The 17,409-nt window shown below is 67.1% G+C and carries 16 protein-coding genes and 1 pseudogene; 11 read left to right on the top strand and 6 right to left on the bottom strand.

What is annotated here, in order from left to right; all coding sequences use genetic code 11:
* From rhaI to AC1DYX_RS15615, 5 genes are all read left to right on the top strand, one after another.
* Positions 1-1,155, top strand: a 1,155-nt coding sequence (gene rhaI / locus AC1DYX_RS15635; protein ID WP_477260344.1) for an L-rhamnose catabolism isomerase, incomplete at its 5' end; no start/stop codon positions are given.
* 23 nt (positions 1,156-1,178) lie between these two features.
* Entirely contained in the window at positions 1,179-3,887 is a 2,709-nt protein-coding gene (locus AC1DYX_RS15630) for a glycosyl hydrolase (protein ID WP_477260342.1), read from the top strand.
* On the top strand, positions 3,884-5,302 hold the full coding sequence (locus AC1DYX_RS15625; protein ID WP_477260340.1) for a glycoside hydrolase family 28 protein: 1,419 nt from the start codon (positions 3,884-3,886) through the stop codon (positions 5,300-5,302). The genes AC1DYX_RS15630 and AC1DYX_RS15625 overlap by 4 nt, the downstream gene beginning before the upstream one ends.
* Positions 5,302-6,507 carry a glycoside hydrolase family 88/105 protein gene (locus tag AC1DYX_RS15620; RefSeq protein WP_477260338.1) on the top strand — a complete coding sequence of 402 codons (1,206 nt, stop codon included), beginning with the start codon at positions 5,302-5,304 and terminating at the stop codon, positions 6,505-6,507. The genes AC1DYX_RS15625 and AC1DYX_RS15620 overlap by 1 nt, the downstream gene beginning before the upstream one ends.
* Before the next feature lie 8 nt (positions 6,508-6,515).
* Positions 6,516-6,830 (top strand): L-rhamnose mutarotase, encoded by a 315-nt coding sequence (locus tag AC1DYX_RS15615; protein WP_477260346.1) that lies wholly within the window; start codon positions 6,516-6,518, stop codon positions 6,828-6,830.
* A 4-nt stretch (positions 6,831-6,834) separates the two neighbouring features.
* Here the strand turns inward: AC1DYX_RS15615 and AC1DYX_RS15610 are convergent, their stop codons facing one another.
* Positions 6,835-7,743 carry an alpha/beta hydrolase gene (locus AC1DYX_RS15610; protein WP_477260336.1) on the bottom strand — a complete coding sequence of 303 codons (909 nt, stop codon included), beginning with the start codon at positions 7,741-7,743 and terminating at the stop codon, positions 6,835-6,837.
* A 47-nt stretch (positions 7,744-7,790) separates the two neighbouring features.
* On the opposite strand from AC1DYX_RS15610, the gene AC1DYX_RS15605 reads away from it, so the two are divergent.
* The gene (locus AC1DYX_RS15605) at positions 7,791-8,423 is read left to right on the top strand and encodes a 3-keto-disaccharide hydrolase (protein WP_477260334.1); all 633 of its coding nucleotides are present in this window, start codon (positions 7,791-7,793) and stop codon (positions 8,421-8,423) included.
* A gap of 2 nt (positions 8,424-8,425) precedes the next feature.
* On the opposite strand, the gene AC1DYX_RS15600 is transcribed toward AC1DYX_RS15605, so the two are convergent.
* On the bottom strand, positions 8,426-9,763 hold the full coding sequence (locus AC1DYX_RS15600; RefSeq protein WP_477260332.1) for a hypothetical protein: 1,338 nt from the start codon (positions 9,761-9,763) through the stop codon (positions 8,426-8,428).
* A gap of 151 nt (positions 9,764-9,914) precedes the next feature.
* On the opposite strand from AC1DYX_RS15600, the gene AC1DYX_RS15595 reads away from it, so the two are divergent.
* The 3 genes from AC1DYX_RS15595 (at position 9,915) to AC1DYX_RS15585 (ending at position 13,812) form a co-directional block, all read left to right on the top strand.
* On the top strand, positions 9,915-11,609 hold the full coding sequence (locus AC1DYX_RS15595) for a rhamnogalacturonan acetylesterase (RefSeq protein ID WP_477260330.1): 1,695 nt from the start codon (positions 9,915-9,917) through the stop codon (positions 11,607-11,609).
* Positions 11,606-12,298, top strand: a complete 693-nt coding sequence (locus AC1DYX_RS15590; protein ID WP_477260328.1) for a DUF6250 domain-containing protein — start codon at positions 11,606-11,608, stop codon at positions 12,296-12,298. The genes AC1DYX_RS15595 and AC1DYX_RS15590 overlap by 4 nt, the downstream gene beginning before the upstream one ends.
* 107 nt (positions 12,299-12,405) lie before the next feature.
* The gene (locus tag AC1DYX_RS15585; protein WP_477260326.1) at positions 12,406-13,812 is read left to right on the top strand and encodes a glycoside hydrolase family 88/105 protein; all 1,407 of its coding nucleotides are present in this window, start codon (positions 12,406-12,408) and stop codon (positions 13,810-13,812) included.
* A gap of 4 nt (positions 13,813-13,816) precedes the next feature.
* Here AC1DYX_RS15585 and AC1DYX_RS15580 read toward each other — a convergent pair whose 3' ends face one another.
* A complete protein-coding gene (locus AC1DYX_RS15580; protein WP_477260324.1) occupies positions 13,817-14,635 on the bottom strand; it encodes a metallophosphoesterase in 819 nt (272 codons plus the stop codon).
* Positions 14,636-14,687: 52 nt separating this feature from the next.
* Positions 14,688-15,095, bottom strand: coding sequence for a hypothetical protein (locus tag AC1DYX_RS15575; RefSeq protein WP_477260322.1), 408 nt, complete (start codon positions 15,093-15,095; stop codon positions 14,688-14,690).
* A gap of 111 nt (positions 15,096-15,206) precedes the next feature.
* Between AC1DYX_RS15575 and AC1DYX_RS15570 the strand changes: the two genes are divergently transcribed.
* Together AC1DYX_RS15570 and AC1DYX_RS15565 are read left to right on the top strand one after the other, a co-directional pair.
* Positions 15,207-15,587 (top strand): nuclear transport factor 2 family protein, encoded by a 381-nt coding sequence (locus tag AC1DYX_RS15570; RefSeq protein WP_477260320.1) that lies wholly within the window; start codon positions 15,207-15,209, stop codon positions 15,585-15,587.
* Positions 15,588-15,633: 46 nt separating this feature from the next.
* Positions 15,634-16,044, top strand: coding sequence for a GNAT family N-acetyltransferase (locus AC1DYX_RS15565; RefSeq protein ID WP_477260318.1), 411 nt, complete (start codon positions 15,634-15,636; stop codon positions 16,042-16,044).
* Positions 16,045-16,834: 790 nt separating this feature from the next.
* Here the strand turns inward: AC1DYX_RS15565 and AC1DYX_RS15560 are convergent.
* Together AC1DYX_RS15560 and AC1DYX_RS15555 are read right to left on the bottom strand one after the other, a co-directional pair.
* A complete protein-coding gene (locus tag AC1DYX_RS15560) occupies positions 16,835-16,969 on the bottom strand; it encodes a hypothetical protein (RefSeq protein WP_477260316.1) in 135 nt (44 codons plus the stop codon).
* Between the two features lie 88 nt (positions 16,970-17,057).
* A pseudogene (locus AC1DYX_RS15555) lies at positions 17,058-17,409 on the bottom strand (2,4-dienoyl-CoA reductase); the annotation flags it as partial.

The following is a 17,409-nucleotide window of genomic DNA, read 5'->3' as shown; positions in this document are numbered from 1 at the left end:
CGCTTCGCCGTGGCCGTGCCCAGCTGGGGCGTGGGCACGGGCGGCACGCGCTTCGCCCGTTTCCCGGGCCGCGGCGAGCCGCGCAACGTGTTCGAGAAGCTGGACGACTGCGCCGTGATCAACGAGCTGACGCGCGCGACACCCGCCGTGTCGCCGCACTTCCCGTGGGACAAACCGACAGACGCCAGGGAATTGCGCCAGAAGGCGGACGACCTGGGCCTGGCTTTCGACGCCGTCAACTCGAACACGTTCCAGGACCAGCAGGGCCAGGAGCACACGTATAAATACGGCAGCCTGACCGCGCAGGCCGCCGCGACGCGCGCGCAGGCCGTCGCGCACAACATCGATTGCATCGCACTGGGCCAGGAACTCGGCTCGAAGGCGCTGACCGTGTGGGTCGGCGACGGCGCCAACTTCCCGGGGCAGCACAACCTGCGCGGTGCGCTGGAGCGCTACCTCGAGAGCATGCGCGAGATCTATGCCGCGCTGCCGGCCGACTGGAACGTCTTCATCGAACACAAGCTGTTCGAGCCGGCGTTCTACGCGACGACGATCGCCGACTGGGGCACGAGCTTCGCCTGCGCGACGGCGCTGGGCCCGAAGGCGAAATGCCTCGTCGACCTGGGCCACCATGCGCCGAACACGAACATCGAGATGATCATCGCGCGCCTGGCGCAATTCGGCAAGCTGGGGGGCTTCCACTTCAACGACAGTAAATATGGCGACGACGACCTGGATTCGGGCTCCATCAATCCGTTCCAGCTGTTCCTCGTCTTCAACGAGCTGGCCGACGCGGCGCTGCGCGAAGGCCCGTCGTTCGCGCCGGCCTACATGCTGGACCAGTCGCACAACGTGACGGATCCGATCGAGAGCCTGATGAACAGTGCGGTCGAGGTCCAGCGCGCTTACGTGCAGGCCGCGCTCGTGGATCGTGCGCAGCTGGCCGGGCTGCAGGCATCGAACGACGTCCTGCTGTCGGCGCAGGCGCTGAAGGCTGCGTTCCGTACCGACGTGTCCACGATCCTCGCGATGGCGCGCGTGCGTGCCGGCGGCGCGGCCGATCCGGTGGCGTGCTACCGCGCGAGCGGGTACCGCGACCGCGTCGCAAGCGCGCGTCCGGCGAAGGCAGGGGCGAGCAGCAGCGGGATCGTCTGAGGCCGGGAAGAAGGAGCCCCCGCATGAGCAAGCGCTTTCCGCGCAAGCCCCTGATGGCGGCCGTGCAGACGTGCGCATTCCTGTGCGCGTTTGGCGCGCATGCCGCATCGCCGTCCATCTCGATCACCTTCGCCGACGTCGCCGCGCAGCTGCAGGCGCCCCCGTCCGACGCCCGTCCCATGATGCGCTGGTGGTGGTTCGGCCCGGCCGTCGTCAAGCCGGAACTGGAACGCGAGATCCGCGCGATGAAGGCCGGCGGCATCGGCGGCTTTGAAATCCAGCCCGTGTATCCGATGGCGCTGGACGATGCCGCGCGCGGCATCCATAACACGCCCTATTTGTCCCCCGAATTCCTCGATGCCGTCGCCTTCGCCAACCGCACGGCCCGTGCCAACGGCCTGCGCGTGGACATGACGCTGGCCAGCGGCTGGCCGTACGGCGGCCCGCATATCGGCATCGACCAGGCCGCGGCGCGGCTGCGCCAGGCCGTCGTCGACGTGCCGGCGGGCGCCGCCGGCTTCGCGCTGCCTGCCGTTTCCGACGGCGAGAAGTTGATCGCCTGTTTCGTCGGGCCGCGCGCCGACGCCGCGCTTGCGCCGCTACAGGCACAGCCGGGTGCGGACGGCCGCGTGGCGATCGTCCCGGCGGGCATGCCGCGCGTTGTCGTCGTCTACATCGCCAGCCGCACGGGCCAGCAGGTCAAGCGCGCGGCGCTGGGTGCGGAGGGTTTCGTGCTCGACCACCTGAGCCGGCGTGCCGTCGACCATCACCTCGCCACGGTGGCCGAGCCGCTGCTGAAGGCGTTCGGCGACACGCCCCCGTATGCCGTGTTTTCGGACAGCCTGGAGGTCTACAACACCGACTGGACGGACGACTTCGAAGCGGAATTCCGCAAGCGGCGCGGCTACGACATCGTGCCGCACCTGCCGGCCGTGTTCACCGGGCAGGGACCGGATGCGGCGGGCGTGCGCCATGACTGGGCACTCACGCAGACGGAGCTGGTCAACGAACGTTACCTGGCGCCGATCGACGCCTGGGCGACACGGCACGGCACGCGCTTCCGTTCACAAACGTATGGCGAACCGGCCGTGTCGCTGTCCAGCAACCGCCTCGTGGCGCTGCCCGAGGGCGAGGGACCGCAGTTCCGCGAGTTCTCGTTCACGCGGCTGGCCACGTCGGCGGGCCATTTGTACGGCCGTCCCGTGATCTCGGCCGAAACGTGGACGTGGCTGCATTCGCCCGCGTTCGCTGCGACGCCGCTGGACATGAAGGTGGAAGCGGACCGCATGCTGCTGGAAGGCGTGAACCAGTTCATCGGCCACGGCTGGCCGTACACGCCGCCGGGCGCGCCCGAACCCGGTTATGCGTTCTACGCGGCCGCCGTGTTCAACGACCACAATCCGTGGTGGAACGTGATGCCGGACGTGAACGGCTATCTGACGCGCATGAGCTGGCTGATGCGCCAGGGCGAGCCCGCGAACCTGGTTGCCGTGCTGCTGCCGAACGACGATGTGTACGCCGCGCTCGTGCCGGGCAAGGTGTCGTTGTCGGCCGAGATGTATCGCTACGTGACGCCCGAGCTGACGGCACAGATCCTCGACGCCGGACAAAACCTCGACTACATCGATGCCGAGGCAATCCTCGCGCTGGGCGTCCGCCATCCCGTGCTCGTGCTGCCGCACGTGACGCGGCTCGCGCCCGAGGTGCTGGACAAGCTGGCGACCTATGTGCGTGGCGGCGGGAAGATCGTCGCCGTCGGAAGTGCGCCCTCGCTGGCGCCGGGCTGGCTGGATGCGGCGCGCGTATCGGCTCGCGTTGCGGCGCAGGCGAAGGCCCTGTTCGCGCACTCGAACGTGCGCACCGTAGCGGATGACAGGGAGGTCGGCGCCGCGCTGCGGGCCGTGCTGGCGCCGGACATGCAGCTGAGCGCGCAGGCGTCGGACGTAGGTTTCGTGCGCCGCCGGCTGCGCGACGCCGACATCTATTTCATTGCCAATACGAGCAATCACGCCGTCCGCGCCGACGCGAGCTTCGCGGCCGACCGCAAGGCCGCCGCGTGGATCGATCCGGACAGCGGCCGCATGACGGCGGCCACGCTGCCGGCGCGGCTTGACCTGGCACCGTACGAATCGCGCGTGCTGGTGCTGGCGGATGCGCTGCCGTCCATACCGGTCACCCCCGCGCCGGCCGCGACCGGGATCGTGGACCTGGGTCGCGGCTGGAACGTCCGCTTCCCCGCCGGTGCCGTGCGCATGGATGCGCTGCATTCGTGGACGGACGACGAATCTACCCGCTATTTCTCGGGCGTCGCCACGTACGAGAAGGATGTCGAGCTGACGGCCGCGCAGCTGGCGGTGCCCCGGCTGGTGCTGGACTTCGGTCCGGGCACGCCGCTGGCGACGGCGCCCACGGTCCCCGCCGGCATGCGGGCGATGGTTGAAAGCCCGGTGCGCGAGGCGGCCGAGGTGGTCGTAAACGGCCGCCGCGCGGGCGCCGTGTGGCACCCGCCGTATGCCGTCGACGTCACCGGTTTCCTCAAGCCGGGCCGCAACCGCATCGAGGTCCGCGTGGGCAATCTCGCGCTGAACGCCCTGGCCGGGCGCGCGCTGCCGGATTACCGCCTGCTGTCGGCACGCTATGGCCAGCGCTTCGTCCCGCAGGACACGGCGCTGATCGCGCCGCAACCGGCCGGCCTGCTGGGACCCGTCAAGCTCTTGGGAGAAGGACAATGAAAACACTGTATTTGGTGATGGCCCTGCAGACGAGCGGCGCCTGGGCCGCAGACATCGATGCGGCCGCGTACGGCGCGAAAGGCGACGGCACGACCTTGAACACGGCCGCGATCCAGCGCGCCATCGACGCGGCCGCGAAGGAAGGCGGCACCGTCGTGTTCCCGGCCGGGACTTATCTGACGGGTTCCATCTTCGTGAAGTCCGGCGTGACCCTGAAGCTGGACAAGGGAGTCACCCTGCGCGGTTCGCAGCGCATCGAGGACTATCCGATGCTGCCCACGCGGATCGCCGGCATCGAGATGACGTGGCCGGCGGCCCTCGTCAACGTCTATCGCGAACATGACGCCGCGATCGTGGGCGAGGGGACGATCGATGGCGACGGCAAGGTCTTCTGGGACAGCTATTGGTCGCTGCGCAAGACCTATGAGCCGCGCGGCCTGCGCTGGGCGTCCGACTACGACGCGCGCCGCCCCCGCCTCGTGCAGGTGTTCGACGCGCATGACGTGAAGATCGGCGGCGGCCTGCTGCTGCGCCGTTCCGGGTTCTGGACGCTGCACGTGTGCTATTCGTCCGACGTGGCCGTGGACGGCGTCGTCATCCGCAACAACGAGGATGGCCATGGGCCGTCGACGGACGGCATCGACGTGGATTCATCCCGCAAGGTCACGATCGCGCACGCGGACATCGCCGTCAACGACGATGCGCTCGTGATGAAGGCAGGGCGCGATTCGGACGGGCTGCGCGTGGCACGGCCGACGGAAGACGTCGTCGTGCGCGATACCATCGTGCGCGAAGGCGCGGCCGGGTTCACGTTCGGCAGCGAGACGTCGGGCGGTTTCCGCAATATCGAGGCCTACAACATCCGTGTCGAGGGCAAGGTGCCGGTCGGGATCCTGTTCAAGTCGGCGCACACGCGCGGCGGCTGGGGTGAGAACCTGCGCCTGCACGATTTCACACTGACTGGCATCCCCGTCGTGCTGCGCGCGACGATGAACTGGAACCCCGCGTACAGCTATGCGGCGATTCCGCCGACGGAAAAGAATCCGCCGCCGTACTGGAAAGTGCTGGCGACGCCCGTGCCGCCCGGGAAGGGGCGGGCCCGCTTCCATGACGTGCGCATCTGGAATATCAGGGCGACGGGCGCGGCGGCGGCGTTCGAAGTGGATGCCTATGCCGACGTGCCGCTGCAGCGCTTCAGCTTTGCTGGCCTCGACCTCGAGGCGCGGAAGGGCGGCCACATCGCCGACGCCCGCGACTGGACGTTCGCCCGGACGTCGTTGCACCTCGGCGCCCCGGTCGAGGTCGCGCCGGGCAGCACCGTGAAAGGCCTCGCGCCCGACGCATTCGTCGTGCGCGCGCCCGCGCCCAGGGAAGATCCATCGAAGACCTCATTCGCCGAACAGGACAAGAACTGATGAAGACGACACGAAGCCTGCCCCTGCTGGCCTGCCTGCTCGCGGTGCCCGTCGTGGCCGCGCCCACTTACCCGCTACCGACGCCCACCATGCAGGCCATCATCGACAAGGACACCGCCCGGCACTTCGGCGACGCGCCGGCGGACGCGGGCCCGCTCGCGACGGACCTGTCGCCCGAACTGACGCCTGCGGCCATCGACAAGGCCTTGCGCAAGGTGGCCGACTGGCAGCTGGCGCGCGCCCTGCCGTACTTCTCCCGCATCTGGACGGAGGCCGTGATGTACACGGGTTTCATGGCCGCGTCCGAGGCGACGGGCGACCCGAAATACCGCGACGCCATGCTGGCGATGGCGCGTCATTACGATTTCCAGGAACGCGACCGCCTGCCGAACGCGGACGACCTCGCAATCGCCCAGACCTACCTCGACCTGTATTTCCAGGAGAAGAACCCGGGCATGCTGCGCCTGACGAAGGCGGAGATGGACGACCTGCTGCCGCTGGCCACGTTGAAACCGAACGATCCGCGCATCCCCTGGTGGTGGTGCGACGCGCTGTTCATGGCGCCGCCCGTGTGGGCCAGGATGTACCGGGCGACCGGCGAGCGCAAATACCTCGATTACATGCATGCGAACTGGAAGCGCACGTACGACCTGTTGTACGACCGCGAGGAGCACCTGTATGCGCGCGACGCGGGCTACGGCGACAAGCGCGAGCCGAACGGCAAGAAGGTGTTCTGGTCGCGCGGCGAAGGCTGGGTGATGGGCGGCCTCGCGCGTGTGCTGGACGATGTGCCGGCCGACGATCCGCTGCGCCCGTTCTACGTGCGGCAGCTGCGCGAGATGTCGGCGCGCATCGCCGCGCTGCAGGGGCCGGACGGCCTGTGGCATGCGGGCCTGCTGGACCCGGACAGCTATCCGCCGCCGGAAGTGTCGGGTTCAGCGCTGTTCGTGTACGGGATGGCATATGGCGTGAACCACGGCCTGCTGGACGGCGCGAAGTACCGGCCCGTGATCGCGCGCGCCTGGGCCGGCATCCTGAAGAATGTGTATGCGGACGGCCGCGTGGGCAATATCCAGCAGACGGGCGCCGAGCCGGCCTGGTACCGGCCGACGTCCAGCTTCGACTATGGCGTCGGCGGCTTCATGCTGGCTGCGGCCGAATTGAAGCTCATGGCGAAGCGCATGGCCCAGGGAGGTACGCGATGAGCGATGCGATCGAAACCCGCGCCTTCGTCATGCGGCTCAAGCCCGGCAACGTCGACGAGTACAAGCGCCGCCACGACGCGATCTGGCCGGAACTGGCCGATCTGCTGCGCGATGCCGGCATCCACGATTATTCGATCTTCCTCGCCGGGGACACGCTGCAGCTGTTCGCCGTGTTGAAGCTGCGGCCCGGCCACACAGTCGCCGCGCTGCCCGACCATCCCGTGATGCGGCGCTGGTGGGATCACATGGCGCCGCTGATGGAGGTGGAACCGGGCAACCGGCCACGCGAATGGCCGCTGCGCCAGGTATTCCACCTGCCGTGAACGGTCAGCGCGCGGGATCGAGCAGCCCGCGCGCCCTGAGCCATTCCTCTGCCCGTTTCGGCCAGTCGGACGCGGTGCCCAGCCCGGCCCGCATGCCCATGCCGTGCGAGCCGTGCTCGAACAGATACATGTCGGCCGGTACCTTCGCCCGCGTGAGCGCCTGGTAGAACAGGATGCTGTTCTCGACGGGCACCACGCTGTCTTCCTGCGTGTGGATCAGCAGCGTGGGCGGCGTGGCGGACGTCACCTGCTTCTCGACCGACATCAGCTGCACGTCCGCGGCCGCCGGGTGTGCGCCCAGCAGTGCGGTGCGCGAACCGGCGTGCGCGGCCGGGCCCTCCATCGTGATCACGGGGTACATCAGCATGAGGAAATCGGGGCGGGCGCTGACCTTGTCCAGTTCCCCACCCGTGCGGCCCAGCGGGTGGTCGAACAAGGTGCCGGCGCTTGCGGCGAGATGGCCGCCTGCGGAACTGCCCATCACGCCGATGCGCTCTGGGCGGATGTGATATTTTGCGGCCATGGACCGCACGAGGCGCACGGCCCGCAGCACGTCGCGCAGCGGCGCCGGGTGGCCGGATTCGTGCATCCGGTATTTCAGCACGAAGCTCGTGATGCCGAGGGTGCCGAGCCACGCGGCGTATTGTTCACCCTCGCGCTGCACGGACAGCCGCACGTAGCCGCCGCCCGGGCAGATGATGACGGCCGTGCCGTTCTGGCGGTCGACGGCGGGGCCGTACACGGTCAGCGAGGGTTCGCTGACGTTGGACACGCGGCCGTCGGCTTCGTGCTCCGGACCGGCGCCGGGTCTGGCGTCCGGCACGCCTTCGGGCCACAATGGGAGCACGGCGGACAAGGGCGCGGCGGCGGCACCGATGGAACCGGCGAGCAGGGTGCCGGCGACGAGTTTCATCACAAGTCTCCTGTTTTCATTCGTAAGCTTCATCATGAGGTCCTGACATGGTAAAACCTGGGTTGTTCGGCGGCGCACTGTTGTGTGCCAGCCTGCTGGGTTGCGCGACGGCGCAACCGCCCKTCGACACGGGCCTCGGCCCGCTCGACATCGTGACGACGCCGGCGGCAACGCTGGACACCGTCTGGCAGCCGCGCGCGGACGGCGTCATCGTTGTCGCCGGCAAGCCGTCCGGTTTCATCGCCACGCGCGATGCGTACACGGATTATCGCCTGCACGTGGAATGGCGCTGGCCCGGCAAGCCGGGCAATGGCGGCGTGCTGCTGCACGTCGCGTCCGGCCCGAAGGATGGCGTATGGCCCCTGAGCCTGCAGGTGCAGACGAAGCACGGTGCCGTCGGCGACCTGTTGCCGATGGCGGGCGCCAGATTCACGGAACAGCTGACGAGCGAGCCTGGCGCTTACCCCGCGATCAAGGCGCACGTGGCGGCGGACAGCGAGCGTCCGCCGGGCGAATGGAACAGCATGGACGTGCTGGTGCGCGGCGGATGCGTCGACGTGACGATCAACGGCGTGCCGCAGAACGCCGTCACGTTCGTGCTGCCCGCGACGGGCCGCATCGGCTTCCAGCTCGAGGGCACGCCTTACGAGCTGCGCAACCTGCGCGTCGAGCGGCTGTAGCATCATCGTACGCTACGCTTCAGCCAGGCCTCCGACAGCGGCACGATGCAGATGTTCAGCGTGCGGCCATCCGGGGACAGCATCGCGGACTGGATCTCGATGCGGGTGCCGTCCGGGCTGAACGTGGGATGCGGATGGTCGGCGGCCGTCGTCTTGTGGCCCGTCGTCAGCAGCATCATCGCGTGGCTGGCGCGGTCGATCAGGTACAGGCTGCGGCTGAAATCGTCGCCGACGGCGAAGCGGCCGTCGCTGGACCCGTGCACGTGCCAGAAGCCACTGCCGGACGGCGTCTGGCCGACGATCTGCATCTGCCGCGTGCGCAGGTTGACGATGGCGAGCCCGCTCGGCTTCTCGCGCGTGCCGGTCTGGCCCCAGCCGTCGTCCTGGCCGGGGTTGGCGCCGCCCACGTCGGTCGCGGGGCCATCCACGGCCGCCGCCGCACCGGGAATGGGGCGGTGACCCATGATGGCCAGCGCCACCTCGTCCTTGCCGATCACGGCTTCGTGCGTCACCCATTCGTAAGGCGCTTCCGGGTACAGGGGACGCAGGCCGCTGCCGTCGGCCTTCACGGTCCACGTGCGCTGCGGCGACTTGCCGCCCGTCTCCCAGCAGAAGATGATCTCGCCCGGGTTCCACAGGTTCGCCTGGATGTGCCCGACCTGGAACGGCACCGAGACGACGTGGCGCACCTCGCCCGTATGGACGTTCACGCGTGCGATGCCGGCCGGGCCGGCGCCCATGTGGCGCGGTCCGAACGCGGGTTCGAGCTTCGTGCCGGGCGCGAGGTGGCGCGCCGCCTCATGCGGGCCGACGCGCACGTACAGCCAGTCCTCGTCGGCATCGAGCGCCGTGTCGCCATAGGCTTCCATCGCCGCAGGCAGGGTGGCGGCCACGCGATGGTAGGCGCCGGCCGGCCGCATGCGGCCGGCGGCGCTGTCCGCGAGCACGCGCGCGAGGTCGACTTCGACGACCTGCCTGGCGTCGCCGTCGCGGCGCAGGAAATACAGCTTCATCGATTTGCGCGCCGCGTTCAGCATGCCTTCGTAGCCGCCTTCCGTGACCTGCACGATGTCGCCCGTCGTTTCGTTGACGGCCATCGCCTCGTTGCCGGCCAGCCGGGAGCGGAAGATCAGCCACCGGCCGTCCGCCGTCCACTGCGGGTGCGTCTGGTAGATCTTCGCGTCGCCGTGCGGCCGGCTCGTGAGGAATGTCAGGCGCGTGCCGGTGACGGGATCGACGACTTCCTTCCGTTCGGACGGGAAGCGCTGGCCGATGGCGGCGCAGGCCTGGCCGCCCGCGCACAGGGCCGCCAGCAAGGTCATGATCTGGATGAAGCGCATGGAGTCTCCCTGTTTTCGGAATCCCGTCATTGTTGCAGGCCGATTTGCACGTATCCGATCATTTTCCTGATTCTTTAATTGGCCGCGTCTTTCGGGACGACGCCGCTCGCATAGAATGCATCGCAGAACAGAACACCAGGAGACCGGAACCATGCTTGCCCGCCTGTTGCGCAGCTTCGCGCTTTTTCTATGCTGTATCGCCGCCGCATGTGCCCAGACGGCCCAGACCGCGCAGCCTCTGCCCGCCGCCGTCAATACGGACCCGGCGCGCGCCCAGGTCACGTTGCCGGAACCTGCCGACCCCGCGCTGCCGTCGCTGATCCTGATCGGCGATTCGACGGTGCGCAACGGCCGCGACGACGGCCAGGGCAAGGGCGCGGCCGGCCAGTGGGGATGGGGCAATCCGCTCGCCGCCTGGTTCGACCCGGCCAGGGTCAATGTCGTCAACCGAGCGGTCGGCGGGCTGTCCAGCCGTACGTACATCACGAGCGGGCACTGGGCGCGCACGCTGGCGTTCGTGAAGCGGGGCGACGTCGTCGTCATGCAGTTCGGCCACAACGACGCGGGCGCGCTCAACGACACGAACCGCGCACGCGGCACGATCCGCGGCACCGGCGACGAGGCTGAGGAAATCGACAACCTGCTTACGCACCAGCACGAGGTCGTGCACAGTTATGGCTGGTATCTGCGCCGCTTCGTGGCGGACATCCGTGCGAAGGGCGCCACGCCCGTCATCTGCACGCCGATCCCGCACAAGCAGTGGGATGCGGACGGCCATGCGAAACGCGACCGCGACACGTATGCCGGCTGGGCGGCGGCCGTGGCGCAGAGCGAGGGCGTGGCCTTCATCGACCTGAACGAGGGCATCGCGCGCCGCTACGACGAGATGGGACGCGACGCCGTCATGCGCCTGTTCCCGCAGACGACGCCGGACGAGCACACGCACACGAACTGGGCCGGCGCCGTGCTGAATGCGCAGGTGGTGGCCGCCGGCCTGAAGACCTGGGGCGACGCGCGCATCGCGGCGTGGATGAAGACGCAGGCCCCGACCGGCCTGCAGCCGCCGGCGCGCGAGGACGACCGCCCCGTCGTCGACGCGCGCACCGTGCGCGACGAGGCGCCGCGCGATACCAGCCTGCCCACCTTGTACCTCGTCGGCGATTCGACGGTGAAGAGCGGCGGCGTGAACGGCGCGGTCGGCTGGGGCGAAGCCATCGCGCCGTGGTTCGACACCGCCATGATCAATGTCGTCAACGCGGCCATCGGCGGCCGCAGCAGCCGCACCTATTTCACGGAAGGGCGCTGGGACACGGTGCGCGACCGGCTGAAGCGGGGCGACGTCGTGCTGATCCAGTTCGGCCACAACGAYGGCGGCCGCATCGGCGACCCGGCGATGAAGAACCGCGCGTCCGCACCGGGCATCGGCCCGGAGACGGTGGAAGACACGCGTCCCGACGGCAGCCGGGAGCAGGTCCACAGCTTCGGCTGGTACATGGCGCGCTACGTGGCGGATGCGAAGGCGAAGGGCGCGACCGTGATCCTCGTGTCACCCGTCCCGCACCGTGACCGCTGGCAGGAAGGCCGCGACTTCGCGACGTTCGCCGACTGGGATCGCCAGGTGGCCGCGGCGAACGGCGCGCTGTTCATGGACCTCACGCTGCTCGTCGCGGACGGATACCGGCGCATCGGCGCGGACCGGGTGAATACGCTGTTCGCCGATGCGCGCACGCACACGAATGCGGCCGGTGCCGCGTTCAACTCGCAGCAGGTCGTCGCGGGCCTGAAGGCATTGCCGGGCAATCCGCTCGGACCGTATTTCGCCAACAAGGCGCTGGCCGCGCAATGAGGTACGCGCTCGCCATGCTGGCGGCCGTATGCGTGTCGGCCACGGCCGCCGGGCCGGCCGCGTGCACCCGCTGGGGCACGCCCGGCGCCATACTGTACCGCGACGATTTCAGCGGCCCGCTGCGCGGCTGGGTGGCCGAGTATGCGCGCAAGCCAGGCAACACGGTCGACACGCGCGACGGCCGGCTGCTGATGGATGTCGACGGCGGCGCCACCGTCTGGCTCGACAGGCCGCTCTCGGGCAACGTGCTGATCGCGTTCACGCGCCGCGTCGTGGTCGCCGGCGGCAGGAACGACCGGCTGTCCGACCTGAACGTGTTCTGGATGGCGCGCGATCCCGCACGCGCGAACCTGTTCACGCGCAGCGGCCGCTTCGAGGACTACGACGACCTGACGATGTACTACGTGGGCATCGGCGGCAACCGCAACACGACGACCCGGCTGCGCCGCTATGGCGACGGCCGCCGCGAGCTCGTCGGCGAATACCTCGACATCGCCCACCTGCTGGCACCGAACCGCGACTACCGCGTCGAGATCGCGGTGTTCGACGGCTGCACGCGGGTGCGCGTGGATGGCGTGGACTGGTTCATGGTTCGCGATCCGCATCCGCTCACGCAAGGTTACTTCGGCCTGCGCACCACGTGGTCGCGTCAGACGGTCGACGACCTGACCATACAACGCCTGCAGTAGGGTGGGCACCCCGTGCCCACGCGTGACGCCAACAAGTCGCACACGTCGCGCGTGGGCACAAGGGTGCCCACCCTACTGAATAGGCACTTAATAACAGGAGACAACCGATGAAACGATTTAAGCCGCTGGTACTGACGCTCGCCGCGGCGTGCGCGCTGGACGCGTCCGCCCAGCAGGCCCCGGCGCCRCAGGAAAAAGGCCCGGCCGCGGCCGACGCCATGCTGCACGCGCTGGACGTGCATTACCCGACCCCGTACCGCGCGATGGATGCGGCCGAGGTCAAGGCGGTGCTGGATCGCGTGTTCGGCTACCTGGACCGGGTCACGCCGGCCGAGGTCATCGACCAGCGCACGGGGGCCTTGATCACGGACCTGTCGAAGCCGGAACCGGATGCCGTGCTGAAGCCGGGCGACTTCCGCCTGACGAGTTATGAATGGGGCGTCACGTACATGGGCATGCTGGCCGCGGGCGCCGCCACCGGCGACCGCCGCTACACGGACTACACGATCCGCCGGCACCAGCTGCTGTCGCGCCTGACGAAGACGTATTTGCCTGGCGTCGAGGCGGACCGCGAGCATGCGGCGGCGCCGATCAAGAGTTTTCTCAACCCGCATGCGCTGGACGATGCCGGCGCGCTGTGCCACAGCTTCCTGAAGGCACAGGCGGCAGGATCGCCGGTCGATTACTCCAGGATGATCGCCATCTGCGGCGACTTCGTCACGAAGAAGGAATACCGGCTGAAGGACGGCACCCTGGCGCGCGGCGGCCCGGATGGCCGCGGCGGCGCGAAAATGCGCCCGCTGCCGGACACGCTGTGGCTGGACGACTTGTTCATGGGCGTGCCGACCATCGCCTGGCTGGGCAAGGCGATGGGCGACAGCCGCTACTACGACGATGCGGCGCGCCAGGTGCTGCAGTTCTCGCGCCGCATGTTCGATCCGCAACTGGACCTCTACATGCACGGTTATGTCGAAGGGATGCGCGACCATCCGGAACTGCACTGGGCGCGCGCCAACGGCTGGGCTGTGATGTCCATGGTCGAGATCCTGGAAGTGCTGCCGCGCGAGCACAAGGATTATCCGGCCGTGCTGGCCCAGCTGCGCGCCCACATCAAGGGCCTCGCGCGCTACCAGACGAAGGAAGGCTTCTGGCACCAGCTGATCGACCGCAACGACACCTACCAGGAGACGTCGGCCACGGCGATCTACGCCTATGCCATCGCGCGCGCCGTCAACCGCGGCTATGTCGACGCGCAGGCTTATGGGCCGATGGCCAACCTGGCGTGGAACGCGGTGGCCAGCAAGGTGATGCCGAACGGGCAGATCGAAGGCATCTGCGTCGGCACGGGCATGGCGTTCGATCCGGCGTTCTACGCGTTCCGCCCGACGAGCGCGAAGGCCGCGCATGGCTATGGGCCGGCGCTGCTGGCGGGCGCGGAAATCATCGCCATGATCCGCAAATACAGGTTCGGCCTGAACGACAGCGGCCTGATGGTCCAGGGTGTGCGCGACTGAGGATTCAGACGACGATCACGAGGTCTTCGCGGAACGCCGCCTGTTCGCCCTTGCTTGCATAGCCGAGCGGATTCGCGACGACGCGGCAGCGCCAGTCGTCCCCCTCGACGATATAGTCGTTGGCGCAATGCAGGTGGCCGTGCATCCACAAGTCGGCGAACGGCAGCAGGTCGTCCAGGGCGTTGCAGAAGCCGGCCGTGCCGGGCGTGATGCCGTAGCGCGGGTCGGCGCTGCGCAGGCTCGGCGCATAGTGCGTGACGGCGATGGTCGTCCCGTTGAACGGTGTGGCGAGCGCGTCGCGCAGCCATGCCTGGCAGGCGAACGACAGCTCGCGCTGGCCCGCGGCCAGCAGCGGTTCGCCATTCACGAGCGTCGTATTCCCGCTCAGGTAGTAGTTCGCGGCGCGGTAGGCTTTTTCGCGCTGCTTCAACTGGCGAGTGAGCTCGGTCTCGCTGGAGGCGAGCGCATCGAAGTCGGCCCACAACGTGGTGCCGATGAAGCGCACGTCGCCGATCGTGACGGTTTCCTGGTCGAGCCAGGTGATGTGTAGCGCGGCGCACGTCGCGCGCAGCCGGGCCTGCGTCTCGTCGAAGTCGAGTCCGTCGAATTCGTGGTTGCCGGGTACATAGAGTACGCGCGCGGTTGCGCCGGTGTTTGCCGGCGCGAAGCGCGCGAGCCCGAAGTCGTCGGTGTCCAGGCGCGAACGCGCCTGGTAGGAACCGATGTCGCCGGCGAGGACGACGACGTCCGTGTCGGCGAAGATGGTCGGCTGGAACCCGGGGTCGCGTTCGAGGTGGAGGTCGGAGAAGAGCTGGATACGCATCCGCGCAGTATACAGCAGGCTTTCGCCACCACCCCGGCGCGCGCGGGATCGTTTATTTGCCGGCTTGCTGCAGTTTCTCGCCGGCGCGCTCCAGCCCTCGGCCCGTGGCGGCCGTTGCGTCCTTCGCGCCTTCCTTCACGTTCGTCGCGGCTTCATGCGATTCCTGCTTTACTTCGGCGCCGGCCTGTTGCATCTTGTCGCCGGCGCGGTCGGCGGCGGCCTTGACGTTCTCGTTGGCCTGTTGGGCCGCTTGCTTCGCGTTCTCGCCGGCCTGCTGGGCGGCGGCATTGGCGTTGGCGGCGGCTTCCTTCGACTCGGCCGCGGCCTTGGCACCGGCGTCATCGATGGCCTTGCCGGCCGACTGGGCAGGGCCCATGCCGTCCTTGTTCTCGGCCTTGTGGCAACCGGTGACCAGCACGGCGACGGCCAGCATGATGCTCGAAATGGTGGTAGCTTTCATAATGTTCTCCTTGATAACAAGTTGTCACTTAGTCATTTAGATTACACATTTTCGTCAAGACGTGGCGTACGATACGGCTGGGTTTTGACAAAGTTGACGAGAGGAATGGTCATGAACGATACGACGACAAGGAAGGAAACGGCGCTCGCGTTCCTGCGGTTGACCGCGCGCGGCGAAGTGGACGAGGCATTTGCGCGCCACGCGGCGCCTGGTTTCCGGCATCACAATCCGCATTTCGCGGCCGATGCCGCCACATTGAAGGCCGGGATGAAGGAGAATGCAGCGCGCTTCCCGCATATGGTGTTCGAGGTGCAACGTGCGCTGGCCGAGGGGCCGCTGGTCGCGGTGCATTCGCGTGCGCAACTGGAAGAAGGGGGAATGGAACTTGCGGTCGTGCATATCCTGCGCTTCGAGGGCGACCGCATCGCCGAGATGTGGGACATCGCCCAGGCGGCACCCGTCCCGATGGCGAACCGGGATGGGATGTTCTAGCGGGATCGACTGACATTGAAATATTGATGACACGAAGGATGCCATTTTGAGCGATCTGAGGATATCGAACGACATTTCAGAGATGGATATCCCGCTGATCCATCATTTCCTCGCTACCGAGTCTTACTGGGCGAGAGGACTGCAGTTTGAGGCGCTCACCAAATCGCTTTCTCACTCGCTGTGCTTCGCAGGATTTATAGGCGAAAAGCAGGTCGCTTTTGGCAGGGTCATCACTGATCTTGCAAGCTTTGGTTACCTTAAAGATATCTTTGTTTTGCCCAGTGAGCGCGGACGCGGTTATGGCAAGGAACTCGTTGAGGCGATGCTGGCAAAACTCGACCACGAAGGTGTTGCTTCGCTCATGCTGGCAACACGGGATGCGCATTCGCTCTACAGGAAGGTCGGATTTGAAGATGTCGAAGGCTCAGCGAAACTGATGCGCCGAATACGCAAGTGACGATGAAAACTGATTTCGTCCCGCTTGACTCGTCGATTATCGAGGCGCTCGTAACGGCCGCAAAATTAGCGATTAAGGCTATTTTCGTGTGGCGATGAAAGAACGTAACTTCCGACGCCTGGGTCCAACGACTGGTAATGGTCGAATTTTGTCGGTCAACGTGCGGTATGAACAGGCCCTGGTCTTCCCCAAACGCATCCCGGTTTAGTCACTTCGACCCGCCACGACGGACGCGCCGCAATGCAAGTCCGAAGACAGTCAGGCCGACTGCCAGTGCCGGCACCAAAGTCACGACGAGGTTGCCATCTGGTGTGGACCATGACACTACACCAGCTGTTATGAAGGCAGCGATAGACCCGAGGAGGATGGGTACGACTGGCAACCTGGATGACAAGCGCTCGCCCTGATCTTCATTATTCACAGCCTTGTCCTCCAATATGTTCCAAGTGGCCGCTTCTGGCCGAGCTCGGGCCCTGGGCGCAGCGTAGCATGTTGTCGAGGCGAAAGAGTCGTAGACTGTCGCGATCGGCCGGAGCCGCCCAGGAGCCCCAAACAAGCACGATGTGTTTCTGAAAAGAAATTATCGCCTTATCAAAGACTTAGCTGTGCGTGCTATTCAATATTAATAATTGTGTAAAAAGTCTCGACAGGACTTACTGCAACAAGCGTCCGGTGAAGCAAAAATGCCCCGGCATCTGAAGTAAAAATGCCATTTGCCGGTAGGGGGCATGGGCGAGCTGTTGGCGACTGAACGGCCGAGTTCGACCCATACCAGACGTTCAACTAGTGCTCAGTCAGGCATACGCAGCAACAGCCGCCTGATCGCATCAGCATCTGCTTTGTTGCGTTCCATCCAGAACAGGGCCGCTCGCTGGACGTAATGCCAGAACTCCCCGTCAGTGATGGTCACTTCTTCATCAGACACGCCAAACGTCACGCCAACAAAATGAAGGCTAGGGTCAGTGTACGACCCTTGTTTCCCTTAAGGCAAGTAAACAGTTTTGTTAGAGAAACTAAACCGACGCGACTGTCCGCAGCCAGGCTCGGTAGCGCCGCGTCAGGCACGCACCACGCAACTGGTCCAGCAGCAGCGTGAAGACCGGGCTATAGGCCGTCGGAGCCTCGGCCCCTTTGGCCAGTGCATGCAGCCGACGCCGCACCAGGGCCATACGCGCCAGGCTGGCCAGCGCCTTGTCCTTCCAGTCGACGGTGGGCATGGCGGCCGCCGGTTCACGGCCCGCCTGCCATTCGCGGGGGAGGTCCGGCAAGGCGGCCATCGCGGTCGCGATGCCGACGATGGCAATGCCGCTGTGCAGCACCTGCTCGGCGATCGTGCGGCGTGCGATGCCTCCGGTTGTCATCAGG

It is taken from the genome of Massilia sp. P2_C2 (assembly GCF_056404615.1).
This window is presented reverse-complemented; position numbering and strand designations above follow the sequence as displayed.

What these genes read in the sequence shown, in the direction of transcription:
- AC1DYX_RS15630 (WP_477260342.1), top strand. Translation starts at nt 1,179, where the DNA reads ATGAGCAAGCGCTTTCCGCGCAAGCCCCTGATGGCGGCCGTGCAGACG.
- AC1DYX_RS15625 (WP_477260340.1), top strand. Translation starts at nt 3,884, where the DNA reads ATGAAAACACTGTATTTGGTGATGGCCCTGCAGACGAGCGGCGCCTGG.
- AC1DYX_RS15620 (WP_477260338.1), top strand. Translation starts at nt 5,302, where the DNA reads ATGAAGACGACACGAAGCCTGCCCCTGCTGGCCTGCCTGCTCGCGGTG.
- AC1DYX_RS15610 (WP_477260336.1), bottom strand. Translation starts at nt 7,743, where the DNA reads ATGAAACTCGTCGCCGGCACCCTGCTCGCCGGTTCCATCGGTGCCGCC.
- AC1DYX_RS15600 (WP_477260332.1), bottom strand. Translation starts at nt 9,763, where the DNA reads ATGCGCTTCATCCAGATCATGACCTTGCTGGCGGCCCTGTGCGCGGGC.
- AC1DYX_RS15590 (WP_477260328.1), top strand. Translation starts at nt 11,606, where the DNA reads ATGAGGTACGCGCTCGCCATGCTGGCGGCCGTATGCGTGTCGGCCACG.
- AC1DYX_RS15580 (WP_477260324.1), bottom strand. Translation starts at nt 14,635, where the DNA reads ATGCGTATCCAGCTCTTCTCCGACCTCCACCTCGAACGCGACCCCGGG.
- AC1DYX_RS15575 (WP_477260322.1), bottom strand. Translation starts at nt 15,095, where the DNA reads ATGAAAGCTACCACCATTTCGAGCATCATGCTGGCCGTCGCCGTGCTG.
- AC1DYX_RS15570 (WP_477260320.1), top strand. Translation starts at nt 15,207, where the DNA reads ATGAACGATACGACGACAAGGAAGGAAACGGCGCTCGCGTTCCTGCGG.